At 69.0% G+C, this 12,463-nt stretch carries 8 protein-coding genes and 3 pseudogenes; 6 read left to right on the top strand and 5 right to left on the bottom strand.

Going from position 1 to position 12,463, the window contains the following annotated elements; all coding sequences use genetic code 11:
* Positions 1 to 94 precede the first annotated feature (94 nt).
* Entirely contained in the window at positions 95 to 604 is a 510-nt protein-coding gene (locus ACWIHY_RS33235; protein WP_454380019.1) for a hypothetical protein, read from the bottom strand.
* Between the two features lie 2,355 nt (positions 605 to 2,959).
* On the opposite strand from ACWIHY_RS33235, the gene ACWIHY_RS33230 reads away from it, so the two are divergent.
* The 3 genes and pseudogenes from ACWIHY_RS33230 to ACWIHY_RS33220 all read left to right on the top strand — a co-directional run.
* Complete coding sequence (locus tag ACWIHY_RS33230) at positions 2,960 to 3,325, top strand: helicase associated domain-containing protein (RefSeq protein ID WP_454380017.1); 366 nt, start codon at positions 2,960 to 2,962, stop codon at positions 3,323 to 3,325.
* A 142-nt stretch (positions 3,326 to 3,467) separates the two neighbouring features.
* Positions 3,468 to 3,842: pseudogene (locus ACWIHY_RS33225) on the top strand (transposase); the annotation flags it as partial.
* Between the two features lie 8 nt (positions 3,843 to 3,850).
* A pseudogene (locus ACWIHY_RS33220) lies at positions 3,851 to 4,197 on the top strand (transposase); the annotation flags it as partial.
* Between the two features lie 67 nt (positions 4,198 to 4,264).
* Here the strand turns inward: ACWIHY_RS33220 and ACWIHY_RS33215 are convergent.
* Positions 4,265 to 6,541: an MMPL family transporter gene (locus ACWIHY_RS33215; RefSeq protein ID WP_454380015.1), complete on the bottom strand. Its 2,277-nt coding sequence runs from the start codon at positions 6,539 to 6,541 to the stop codon at positions 4,265 to 4,267.
* A 175-nt stretch (positions 6,542 to 6,716) separates the two neighbouring features.
* Between ACWIHY_RS33215 and ACWIHY_RS33210 the strand changes: the two genes are divergently transcribed.
* Complete coding sequence (locus ACWIHY_RS33210) at positions 6,717 to 7,889, top strand: sensor histidine kinase (RefSeq protein ID WP_454380013.1); 1,173 nt, start codon at positions 6,717 to 6,719, stop codon at positions 7,887 to 7,889.
* On the top strand, positions 7,864 to 8,526 hold the full coding sequence (locus ACWIHY_RS33205; protein ID WP_150497990.1) for a response regulator: 663 nt from the start codon (positions 7,864 to 7,866) through the stop codon (positions 8,524 to 8,526). The genes ACWIHY_RS33210 and ACWIHY_RS33205 overlap by 26 nt, the downstream gene beginning before the upstream one ends.
* Positions 8,527 to 8,952: 426 nt before the next feature.
* Here ACWIHY_RS33205 and ACWIHY_RS33200 read toward each other — a convergent pair.
* From ACWIHY_RS33200 to ACWIHY_RS33190, 3 genes and pseudogenes are all read right to left on the bottom strand, one after another.
* Positions 8,953 to 9,823: pseudogene (locus ACWIHY_RS33200) on the bottom strand (IS701 family transposase); the annotation flags it as partial.
* Positions 9,824 to 10,061: 238 nt separating this feature from the next.
* Complete coding sequence (locus tag ACWIHY_RS33195; protein ID WP_454380012.1) at positions 10,062 to 11,072, bottom strand: 4-hydroxy-3-methylbut-2-enyl diphosphate reductase; 1,011 nt, start codon at positions 11,070 to 11,072, stop codon at positions 10,062 to 10,064.
* Positions 11,069 to 11,830 carry a polyprenyl synthetase family protein gene (locus tag ACWIHY_RS33190; RefSeq protein ID WP_454380011.1) on the bottom strand — a complete coding sequence of 254 codons (762 nt, stop codon included), beginning with the start codon at positions 11,828 to 11,830 and terminating at the stop codon, positions 11,069 to 11,071. The genes ACWIHY_RS33195 and ACWIHY_RS33190 overlap by 4 nt, the downstream gene beginning before the upstream one ends.
* 166 nt (positions 11,831 to 11,996) lie before the next feature.
* Between ACWIHY_RS33190 and ACWIHY_RS33185 the strand changes: the two genes are divergently transcribed.
* On the top strand, positions 11,997 to 12,272 hold the full coding sequence (locus ACWIHY_RS33185) for a hypothetical protein (protein ID WP_454380010.1): 276 nt from the start codon (positions 11,997 to 11,999) through the stop codon (positions 12,270 to 12,272).
* Positions 12,273 to 12,463: the final 191 nt, after the last annotated feature.

Genomic DNA, 12,463 nt, shown 5'->3' with positions numbered 1-12,463 from the left:
TTTGCTTCCTGTATTGTTGTTGTCCTTGTTGTCCCCCCCGAACCGGGGGGGGGGGCGGGGGGGGCGCCGTCCGGCGCGCCCCCGGCCTGCCCTTCTAGTTCGCGCCCGCGGGCTGGTCGGCGGCCTGGGCCGGGAGGGGCAGGGAAAGGGACCCGGTCGCGGACGCCGTGGGCTGCGCCGTCTCGCGGACCTGGCGGTAGCGGCGCCGGCGGTCGGCGCGCTCGACAACCGCGACGGTGACCGCGATGGCCACCTCGGAGGCCGCGACGGTGACCGTGGCGGCGGTGTCCTTGTCGTAGCCGACCTCGATGAGACCGAGAGTCGCGCCGGCTCCCAGGACGAACGAGCCGCTCGCCACGGCGATGCCGATGCCGATGTTCTTCGCGGTGCGCGCCACCCGCCCCGGTACGACTGTGCCCTGGGCATCGCCGTCCGTGGTGTCGCGGCGCAGACGGAACTTCCCGTGCCGGGGGCCCGGAACCGTCCGAGTGGGGGCCTGCCCGCGGGTACGGCGGAATCCGAACGCCGTCCTGGTGGAGTTGTCGATGATGCAGCCCGGCCCCGTGAAGGGGCCGGGCTGCATCGCGAAGGAGTAGGTGGTCATTGCCGTTGCCTTTCGTTCATTTGGTGCCCTACGTGATCTCGACCCGAACGTTTCCGTCCGAACTGCACGGGGCTGCCTAGGCCCCGCTATCAGACAATCCCATGCCATTACTCCTTCCGACAAGCCGCATCTGTATGCGGTGCCCCCAGAGAGCCCTTTCCAGCATTCCCACCCCTCGCCACGCAGGGGTTTTAGACATTTTTCCGGGAGATCTTCCTCTACCGTGCCGCGCAAGTGATCACGCCCTTGCCCATCCATCAGTGCAGGTCAAGGCGTTGGCCATGGGTTAGGCAACACATACCCTTACGGAGAGCTTTCCGGAATCAAGCATTCCAGGGAGTGCCCCATAAAGAGCGAAATAAGAGCCAGTTAAGCGCGAACCCCTGAAGGCAGCAGACCCAAAAAGATCTCCGCCTGCGGGCTCTCAAGCACCCGCTCCAACCTTCTTTGCATTGCCTGGAAAAAAGCCGGGGCGCCGCTTCACCTGAGAAATATGGGCCCCGACCTGGAGGATTGTGGCGCAGAAGTTTTTTCACCGAAAATCTCCCCGCGAAGAAAGAGAATAAGGCAGGTCACAGCACGGGTTCCCGCAGCGTTTTTTCACGCGCTTCTCGTAACATCGGAAAGAGCGTCTGCACTTGCGGTGAGCCGGCCGTCTGCCGCACGGTGGTCCCCGTCGCCTTCCGGGAAGCGAAGCCCGGTCGTGCGGTTCATGAGGTGCCCTACCTGACCCGAACGGCACCCGTCCTACGGCCGTTGCCCCGGCCACGGAACACTGCGGTGCGTGGGAGCCCCTGCGTGCCGCACCGACTTGAGAGCAGAAAGGCCAGGCCTGTGTAGAGCAGCTGCGCACCAGCGACCGTCGGCACCGCGAGGTGCCCTCCGCAGCCCGCCCAGCGAGGAGACTTCCGTGCCTGACGCCGTCACCGCCACCCTGCTGGCCGGCTCCTGCCTCGCGGCAGCGCTCGCGCACTGCCACACCGCACACCACCTGGCCTGGTCCGTCTCGCCACCCGCCTCTTCACGACGGCCCAAACCGGCCCGTGGATGGTCCGGGCCAGGACGCGGAAGACGCGACTGGCCACAGCAGCTCCACCCCGGAAGCGGCCCCCGGAAACGGCCCGCCAAGCAGTAAGCCCCAACTGGCGAACCCCGCTCACCGGCGGCAGAAGCGGCTCTGCGCACCTCCTGACAGCCGCTTCCAACAAGGCCCGCGCCGGGGCGACGTAGAGCGCGTCCTGCGCCGTCCTCAGAGCGCCAAGTGCCGTCCGGTCCGCCTCCGCCACTCCCCCAGCACCGCTCGAGGGCCGGCGGGGTGAACACATCGCGTGTTCACCCCGCCGGCCCTTACCCATGCAACGGCACAACCCTGCGCCAACGCCCGGAAACAGCCCCAGGGCAGCGCAGGCCACCCACCGCCTGCTCGCAGCGTCAAAGGGCGTGACCGCGCCACAGCCGTGATGAAAAAGGAGCTGAGCGAACAGACAGCCTCACAGGGGCTTGAGAAGCCTCGCTCAGACTCCTCCAGGCGCACTGCCCGCCTGGAGCAGCCCTTGCCGCCCAGAACCGGACCGGTGGGCGACCAGGCCGGACTCACGGCCCCAGCCCGCCCAGGCACCGGCACCTACAACACATCGCCACGAGACAACGCTGAGACCTCCGGCCGCTACAGAGCCGACGAGGGAGCCCACTGACCAGGCCGGCCCAGTCCCTGGCAGTCCGACCTCGCCTCTTGCGGCCGTCCTCGTCGCCAGGCCCGCCCCGTTCGCTGCCCAACCGGCTCTGGACGCCATGCTCACCCCGACCTGCCAGGCCAGCCGGTAGGAGCCAAACCTGGCTCGTCCGAGTTCCCGCTGAGGTCCCTGCTTGTTGCCGCCCCTCCCGACCGCAGACCGCCTCTGACGAAGACCACCAGCAAACGCCCCCGCGGCCGGCTCACCCAGCACAGCCACAGTTTTTTTCAGCCCGTTCACCCCAGTTCCGCAACCACCGCCACCCGTCACAAAGATTCACGCGCCATTCGTGAACCCACGCCGCAGGTGCCCCGACCAAGAAACGACCAGCCCGTGCCCATACCCGGCCGCACATCCCCCTCCGCCTCCGCGCACAAGCGCGGTGCGGCTCGGATGCGCATGGTCTCGATCCGCCGGCGCACCGTGGGCCCGTCCTGCCGGGTGCGCATCGGATGCGCCGCATCGCCTGAGGATCCACACTTCGCTGCACAGGGATCTCTCACCAGAACCGCGTCAGTAGCGAAGTGAAGGTCAACAGGAAAGCCGGAAGGCGGTCGTTGATCCGTCGGTATGGATCGGCGAGCCGCCCGACGAGGAGACGCGGGGACGATGAGCCGGGACGATGAGCGGCGCGCGGGCCGAGGAGCTGGAAGAACTCGGCATGGTGTGGGATACCTCGGATGCCGGCTTCGCCGAGAATCTGGCTGCCTCCCGGGCGTACTACGCCGAGGAGGGAACTCTCGCGGCGCCCCGTCACGCGGTCGCCCTGCACCGGCCGGTCGGGCCATGGCTCACCAACATCAGAAGGTCTGGCGGGCTCGGCAAAGACCCCCAACGAGCGGCGCGCGGAGCGGCGCAACTCGCCGCCCTCGACCCCGACTGGAACCCACGACTGCTGGGGTGGACGGTCGGCCGGCGACGCCACCACGTAGGCCTCGGTCATCTGCTGAGCCATGGCGCGGCCCTCAAGGAGATCGAGTCGGGGTGACCTGGCGCGGGACGACATCGGCCAATGGCTCGCACAACAGAAACGGGCCTGGGCGCGGCTCAACGCAGAACTACAGCGACGCCTGCGGGAGGCGGGCGTGAAGCCCACCAGGGCGCGTATCGAGTCGTGATCAATTTGCGGGATGTGCCTTCGTGGCACGGTCCGGTCCGATAGACAGTCTTACGCGACGCGAGTGCAACTGACCGATCCGGATTGGGAGTTCATCGAGCCGTACCTGCCGATCGGCGAGTACGGCCCGTACCCCGAGCGACTGCGGCAGCAGTTCGAGGGCGTGATCTGGCGGTTCAAGACGGGCGGGCAGTGGCGGGAGATGCCGACGGAGTTCGGGGCCTGGTCGACCGTCCACAACCGCTTCCGGCAGTGGCGTGACGCCGGCGTCTTCGAGGCCCTGCTGGAGGGCCTGATCACGGAAGCCGCGAAGCGGGGTGAGGTGGACCTGTCCCTGGTCAGCATCGACTCCACCACCGCCCGAGCCCACCACGACGCGGCCGGGATGCACCTCGGCCCGTCGGCCGACCCCGCATCCGGCCGGACGCGGTCGCCGGGGACAAGGCGTACTCGTCCCGCGGAAACCGCGCCCACCTGCGCAAACGCCGTATCAAGGCGGTCATCCGGAGAAGAAGGACCAGGCCGCCAACCGGAAGAAGAAGGGCTCCAGAGGTGGCCGACCCGTCAGCCACGACGCCGATCTCTACAAGGAGCGGAACACCGTCGAACGCCTGATCAACAAGCTCAAAGCATGGCGAGGCATCGCCACCCGATACGGCAAGACTCCCGACAGCTACCTCGCCGGTCTCCACCTGCGCGCCTCGATGATCTGGATCAAGGACCTCACCAGGACCACCCGATGATCACGACTCGATATGCCCCTAGGTGACGCGCTGAGGTGCCGGACGCCAAGGGCGGGCAGGAGTTGAGTCAACGGTCAACCAGCCGTGGACGCGGGGCCTCACCCGTGGATTCCGCGTCGGTGTCGTCAGTGCCGACCGGGCCGCGGGGAAGCATCCGGTCCAGCCACTTCGGCAGCCACCAGTTGGTCCGGCCGAGGAGTGTCATGGTCGCCGGTACCAGCACCATGCGTACAACAGTGGCGTCGATGAAGATCGCGGTGGCCAGGCCGAGCCCGAACATTTTGGTGGAGGGGTCCTCGGCGACGGCGAAGGACAGGAAGACCGCCACCATGATGAGGGCGGCCGAGGTGATGATCCGGGCGGTGCATGAGACGCCCTCAACGATCGCCGTGCCGTTGTCGCCGGTGCGCAGGTACTCCTCGCGTACGCGGGAGAGGAGGAACACCTCGTAGTCCATCGACAGGCCGAACAGGATGGCGAAGAGGAACATCGGGATGAACGACACGATCGGAACCGTCGCTTCCAGCCCGATGAGTGCGCCTCCCCAGCCCCACTGGAAGACGGTGACCATGATGCCGTAGGCCGCGCCAATGCTCAGCAGGTTCAGCAGTACCGCCTTGAGTGGTACGAGTATCGAGCGGAAGACCAGCATCAGCAGCAGGAACGACATCGCCAGCACGGCGGCGACGAACACCGGCAGGCGTTGGCTGGTGCGTTGGCCCACATCGGACAGGCTCGCGGTGGCGCCGCCGACGTGGGCCCTGGCCGGGCCGTGCCCGATCGTGGGCAGCACGTCGGTGCGCAGCCGGGCGATGGTGTCGGCCGTGGCCTTGTCCTGAGGGCTGGTGGTCGGGAACACCACGAGGGTCGCGATGCCGGTGGCCCGATCGATGTGCGTCGGCGCGACGGATGCGATGCCCGGATCCGCCGCGACCGTTGCGACGAGTCGGTCCAGCACTCCCGGATCACCGGTGGGGTCCGCGGCGATGACGAGGGGACCGTTGGTGCCCGGGCCGAACCCCTCGGCGACGAGGTCGTAGGCCCGGCGCTCGGTACGGCTGTGGGGCAGTGAGCCGTCGTCGGGCAGGCCGACGCGCAGGCCGAGCACGGGCAGCGTCGCGGTCAGCAGCAGCCCCGCCGCGCCGATCGCGTACAGCACCGGGTGCCGGCTGACGTGCCCGATCCAGCGCCGCCAACCGGCGGCGGGAGCGGCGCCCGCCACCGTGTCCCGCCGCCGTGCGAGTCGGCCCAGCTTCCCGGTCTGCAGAGCCCGGCCGATCCGGCCGATCCGGCCGGCCCGGGCCAGGCGTGGGCCGGCGGCGCCGAGGAAGGCCGGCAGAAGCGTCACCGACGCGACCACCATGGTCAGAACGACGATCGAGACGGCGAGCCCGCCCACCGTCATGAACGGCACGTTCGCGACCGCCAGGCCGAGGATCGATACGACGACGACGCCGCCGGCGAAGACCACGGGCCTCCCCGCCGTGGCCACCGCTCGCCCCGCCGCCTCGTGGGGATCGAGCCCGCGCGCGAGGTACTCCCGGTGCCTGGCGAGCACGAACAGCGCGTAGTCGATGCCCACTCCGAGCCCGACCATGCTGCCCAGGACGGGGGCGAAGGTCGGGACGTCCGTCACCCCCGCCAGTACCGTCATCGTGGCAACTCCGATGGTCAGCCCGACGACCGCCATGCCGATCGGCAGCGCGGCGGCGACGAGCGAACCGAACGCCAAGAACAGGATCGCGGCCGCGGCGAGGATGCCGATCAGCTCGCTTGCGCCGCCGTCGGGGTCGGAGAAGACGTAGAAGAGGTTCCCGCCCATCTCGATGCGCAGGGGCAGCTCGGCGCGCAGCCGGTCGCCGAGATCGACGAGGGCGTCGAGGTCTTTGGCCGACAGCCGGCTCTGGTCGGGATACTGCACCCGGACGACTGCGATCCGCCCGTCGGCCGAGACAAGGCCGCCGCGCACGGCGGTGTCCCCGCGTGCGTCGAGTGCCCCCGCCGGGTCGCTCGTGCCGAGCACGTGCGGCAGCCGCTTCACCTCGGTCTGCAGCCGCGTGAGAGCGGTGCGCGCGCTGCCGTGGTCGAAGAACGTCGCACCGCCGTCGAGGGGGGTGACGACCACTTGGGCGGTCATCCCCTCCTGGCCGGTGCCGGCCCGCTCGATCAGTTCCGCGGCCCGTTGGGAGTCCAGCCCCGGAGCGGTCATCGAGTCCGCGGTCCGCCCGCCGAAGGCGATCGCGGCGAGGACGGCAAGCGTGGCGGCGATCAGCCATGCCGCGATCACCCGCCAGGGATGGCGGGCGGCGCTTGCGCCCAGGCGCAACAGGGCTTTCGAGAGCATCGGGTCCTCCAACCACCTCGTTGGCCGTCCTTGTACGGCCTCCGATGCCGAGGCTCGCCGCCACGGCGCTCTGCGGCATCGGCTCGCGGGCCGCGGATCCGTCGGCCCCAGGGCCGAGTGACGCCCCGTTCTTTCGGCCGATGCGCGGCACGGCGCGGTGCCTAGGCTGAGAACCGTGCTACGAGACGACCTGCGAACCCTGTGGACCGAACCCCGGCCGCCCGACGCGCCCGCCCGGGTGTGGCGGGACTGGGCGCTGCTCGCCGTGGGCCTGGGCGGTGTGGTGCTGGAGGCCACCCTGCGCGAGAACGTCGTGTGGCGGCCGGTGGCGGTGGTGTTCGCCGTATGGCTGTGCCTGCTGCCCTTGTGGCGCCGGACCCGCCCACTGGCGATGGTCAAGCTGGCGTTCGGCTCGGTGATCCTGCTTCAAGTGGCCTCGCTCGTCGCTGCACCGCGCGAGCCGGTCGGCCTGGACACCGGCGCGGTCGTGCTCGTGCTGGTGTACGCGCTGCCCCGGTGGGGATCGGGACGGGAGATTGTGCTCGGCGGCGCGGTGATCCTCGCGGCCTGCACCCTGGCGACCGTCACGGACGAGACCCCAGTCGTCGAAAAGGTCGTGGGCTTCGTCTTCCTGCTGCTGCCCGGCGTGGTCGGGGCTGCCGTGCGGTTCCGGGTGACCGCTCGCGAGCGGCAGTTGGACCAGGTGCGCTCCCGCGAGCGCGAGCAGCTCGCCCGGGAACTGCACGACACGGTGGCCCACCACGTGTCGGCCATGGTGATCATCGCCCAGGCGGGCCGGGTGCTCGCGGGCACCGACCCGTCCGCCGCCGTCGAGGCGCTGGAGGGGATCGAGGAGGAAGGGGCGCGCACGCTGGAGGAAATGCGCGCCATGGTCGCCGCGCTGCGCGACCGCGGGGTCGGCGCCGAGCTGGCGCCCCCTGCCGGAGTCGCGGATCTGGAGCGCCTGGTGCGCACCCCGGGTGGTCGCCTCAGGGTCGACCTGGGGCTCGACGGCGAACTGGACGCGCTGCCCCCGGCCGTGGACGCGGCCGTCTACCGGATCGTGCAGGAGTCGGTGACCAACGCGCTGCGCCATGCGGTCGACGCGACCGAGCTCGTCGTTCGGGTTGCCGCGGAACGGCACACGGTACGGGTGAGTGTGCGCGACAACGGCCGGCGCACCGGCCGGGGTCGCGACGGATACGGACTTACCGGACTGCGCGAGCGCGCGACCCTGCTCGGCGGCACACTACGAGCCGGCCCGGGTACCGACCGGGGCTGGCATGTCGAAGCCGAACTGCCGAGAGCGAGGAGCGAGAGCGGTGTCCATTCGCGTCCTCGTCGCTGACGACCAGACGATCATCCGCACCGGGTTGCGGATCATGCTGAACGCCCAGCCCGGCATCGAGGTGGTCGGCGAGGCCGCCGACGGGCGGGAAGCGGTACGTCTGGCCCGCGAACTACGCCCCGACGTCTGCCTGTTCGACATCCGCATGCCCGTACTCGACGGGCTCGAGGCCACCCGGCTGGTCGCCGGCCCGGGCGTCGCCGACCCGCTGGCCGTGGTCGTCATCACCACGTTCGACCTCGACGAGTACGTCTACGGCTCACTGCGTGCCGGCGCCCGCGGATTCCTCCTCAAGGACACGGGACCGGACCTTCTGGCGCAGGCCGTACGGTCGGCGTCCGACGGTGAGGCGCTCATCGCGCCCAGCGTCACCGTCCGTCTGCTCCAGGCATTCGCGGACCTGCCCGCCGGTCGGCCCGTGGCCCAGCCGGTCTCCCCCGTCACCGCCCGCGAGGAGCAGGTGCTCCTCGCCGTCGCTCGCGGGCTGACCAACACCGAGATCGCCGATGCACTGCACATCAGCCTCAGCACGGTGAAGACGCATCTGGCCAGCCTGATGGCCAAACTCGGCGCCCGCAACCGGGTCGAGATCGCGATGTGGGCCTACGAAACGCGCCGTATCCTCCCCGGAACCTGAGCCGGGTGCCGGGCCATGTCCCATGAGTCCCCGCCCGGACATCAGTGCACCGGTCGGCTCACGTCGGCTCCACGTGCCTCACCCGCCCCAGAGCGTGACGTACCAGGAGGCCGGCACTGGGACGGTGAGACACCCGATACGACAAGACTCCCGACAGCTACCTCGCCAGTCTCCACCTGCACGCCTCGATGATCTGGATCAAAGACCTCACCAGGACCACCCGATGATCACGACTCGATACGCGGCCTAGTACTCCAGCAGTACTTTGTGGCTTGACCTGGGGGAACGTCGAGCGGTGGGAGTGTAGCGGGCGGGTTTGCCGTCACGGACGACTTCTGCCCGCCTGCCCCTCGAAGGAGTGCCCACGACGGCGGTAGTGACAGCGGCGGGCCACCGCTTGGCGTCGTCGGCGCCAGTTCGACCAGCTCAGTGCGTGGGTGTGGGTGCGGGGATCTCGGGGTGCATGAGCTGCCAGGAGTCACCGCACTTCTGCCACAGTGAGCTCGATGACCACGGCATCCTCACCGGCGGATCCCCCTTTTCAGCTGCTCGCGTGCTCATCGCCGCGAGGAAGGCGTGGGCGAGCATGGCCAGGGTGATGTGCCGGTACCAGCCGACGTAGCGGCGAACCTCGTACTCGTCCAGGCCGCACTCGTTCTTGGCGGCCTGGAAACACTCCTCGATCGCCCATCGGGTGCCGGCGACTCGCACCAGTTCGTCCACGGTGAGGTCCAGCGGCGCGTAGGCGAGGTAGTAGGCGATCTCGTCCGGCCGGGCTCAGGCTGCGTCGTGCCAGCGCCCACCGTCGGCGGATCAACACGCCGTCCTGGTAGTCGTATTCGTCCACCGGGCGCAACCGGACCCCCGCCCAGTCGTACTCGCGCTGTCCCTTCGCGCCCGCGCCGCAGGAACGGCGTTCCCATGCCTGGTCGGGGGCCTGTTCGAAGGCCCTGTCGACGCGTGGTCCGGCCAGGGAGAACTGAGACTTGGGGGCGGCCAGGACGTAGCCGACGCCGGATGTTTCCAGCATCCGGCGAAAGCGGTTGTCCTGTCCGTAAGCGGCGTCCGCGGTGACCCAGACGATCGGCAGTGGCGAGGTCAGCGCCCTGCGGACGATCGTCGCCGCAAGGGTGTTCTTGGTGGCGAACTCCTGCTGATCGGGGACCTTGGCGGCCCGGCAGCGGTCGCGGTCGTCGGTCCAGGACTTGGGCAGGTAGAGCTCGCGGTCCACCCAGGCACGGCCGGCCGTGCTGGCGTAGGCGGCGAACACGCCGATCTGGCAGTTCTCGGTGCGGCCGGGGGCCCATATTTCAATAACTGTCAGCGACGGGTTTCCGCGGGAGTTGTTCGGGCGTGTAGCTGTTCCAATGTGCGGGCGGGCGATCCGGGTATCGGCGTGACGAGGATCCGGTGCAGGTCGTGGGCACTCCTTCGCGGGGCAGGCGGGCAGAAGTCGTCCGTGACGGCAAACCCGCCCGCTACACTCCCACCGCTCGACGTTCCCCCAGGGCAAGCCACAAAGTACTGCTGGAGTACTAGCCGCCGGTGGCGTTGTCGTGGTGTTCCCGCTGCCTAGAGCGAGCCTGGGCTCGCAGCTCGTGTCGGAGTTCTCTGGGGAGGGAGAAGCTGATGGACTCGTCGGCGGTCTTCACGGTCTCCACCTCTGCGTAGCCGCGCTCGGCCAGCCACTCCAGAACGCCGTCGACCAGCACGTCCGGGACCGAGGCACCGGAGGTCAGACCGACCGTCGTGACGCCTTCCAGCCACGCCTCGTCGATCTCGTCGGCGAAGTCCACCAGGTGCGCGGCGGGGGCTCCGGCATCGAGGGCGACCTCGACCATGCGGATCGAGTTGGAGGAGTTCCTGGAGCCCACGACGATGACGAGCTGCGCGTCCTCGGCCAGCTTCTTCACCGCGATCTGACGGTTCTGCGTGGCGTAGCAGATGTCGTCGCTGGGAGGCGAGAGCAGGTTCGGGAACTTCTGCTTCAGGGCGTCGACCGTCTCCATCGTCTCGTCGACCGAGAGCGTGGTCTGGGAGAGCCAGACGACCTTCGACTCGTCGCGCACGGAGACATGGGCGACGTCCTCGGGACCGTCGACCAGGGTGATGTGGTCGGGGGCCTCGCCGGAGGTGCCGATGACTTCCTCGTGGCCCTCGTGGCCGATCAGGAGGATGTCGTAGTCCTCCTTGGCGAAGCGGACGGCTTCCTTGTGGACCTTGGTGACCAGCGGGCAGGTCGCGTCGATCGTCGACAGGTTCCGTGCGGCTGCCTCGGTGTGCACAGCTGGCGCGACGCCATGTGCGGAGAAGACAACGATCGAGCCCTGGGGTACTTCGTCAGTTGTTTCGACGAAGATCGCGCCCTTCTTCTCCAGGGTCTGCACGACGTACTTGTTGTGGACGATTTCGTGACGGACGTAGACCGGTGCACCGTACTGCTCCAGAGCCTTCTCCACGGCCATGACCGCGCGGTCCACGCCAGCGCACCAGCCGCGTGGGGAGGCCAGCAGGACACGTCGGCGCGGTGATTGGGGGTTGCTCATGTGCTCCTCCGAACGGTGGAGTCGGCGAGAGTGCGCAGCGCGTGCGCGGCGGTGGGCTCCAGCGGCGCCCGCGCCAGGTGGGTGAGGGCCTTCTCGTAGCGTTCGGTGATCATGTGCTCGACCGTTTGGTCGGCGCCGACTGCGGCGATGATGCGCCGAGCCACGTCGGCTTGGTCATCGGTGGGGGTCGGGCAGCCGAGGAACAGGCGTAGCTGCTCGGCTTGGGCCCGGCCAACGCGCTGGAGGGCTAGGGCGATCAGGACGGTGGGTTTGGTTTTGCGGAGGTCATCGAGGGCGGGCTTCCTGGTAGCGGAGTCGCCGAAGACGCTAAGGAGGTCGTCGCGGAGCTGGATAGCCTCTCCCAGGGGAATCGCGAATGCCGTCAGCACGTCCAGGAGGTTTTGGTCGGCGCCCGCAAGGGCGGCTCCCAGGCTGAGGGGTCGTTCGATGGCGTACTTCGCGGTCTTGTAGCGGATCGTGGTGAGGGCGGCTTCGACGTCGCTGTGCTGGTGCACGTCGGCGGCAAGGTCGAGGTACTGGCCCAGGATGACGTCGGTGCGCATCTGCTCCATCAGAGGCAGGATGCGGGTGAGCTGGTCGGTGGTGGGCAGGCCGGCGTGCAGGAGTTCGGCGGACCAGAGGAGTGCGAGGTCACCGAGCTCCCGCAACAGCGCCGCGAGATCCGCAGCCTGGGGGCTGCGGGCCTCGATCCGCCCCCACGGGCGCCCACCACGTCCCCCCGCTGCGCCTCGTGACATCCTCAACCCCCGCTACGTACCGGAGTTGTCCGGACTGTCACCGCTCCCACCAGCGCTGACACCTCACAGCCACCGATCAGCCATGTTGAACAACTTCACGATCAATCACCCTGGCATCCCACGCACGGCAGCGGGCCGTGAACGGCACAACCAGGGGGCGTTCGCAATGAACGAATTCATGTACTGGCTGATCATCTCCATCACCACCCTCCGGCTCTCGATCACCATCGTTGAGTCGGTCACCCAGATCGTGCTCGCTCGCACCGCCGCCCGCCGAGACATCCAGATGCGCCGGACCGAAGGCGATGTCCTCGTCGAGACGATCACGGCCCTGCACCGGCAGCACCTCGCGCTCTACGAGGAGCGCCCCGAAGGCGGCCGCATCGTGGTCGTCCCCCAGAACACCGCCGCCGCCTCACTACCCGCCCAGCCCGGCACCTGACCCCCCGGGGCCCGGGCGCCTCAGGGCACCCGGGCCGGTACTGCGGACGCTGGGACAGGTTGCCGCTTGGGTTCTAGGGGCCGTCGCAATGCCCCAGTTAGAACTCCTAACGAAATGATCTTCGAGGTGGTTGGGTCGCTCCGGGAACGTTGATCCGGGGGTGTGGGATGGCTCGGCCGAAGCCGTGGGAT

Source organism: Streptomyces sp. NPDC055287 (assembly GCF_053646035.1).
The sequence above is the reverse complement of the archived record's forward strand: the minus strand, read 5'-3'. Positions and strand labels throughout refer to the sequence as shown.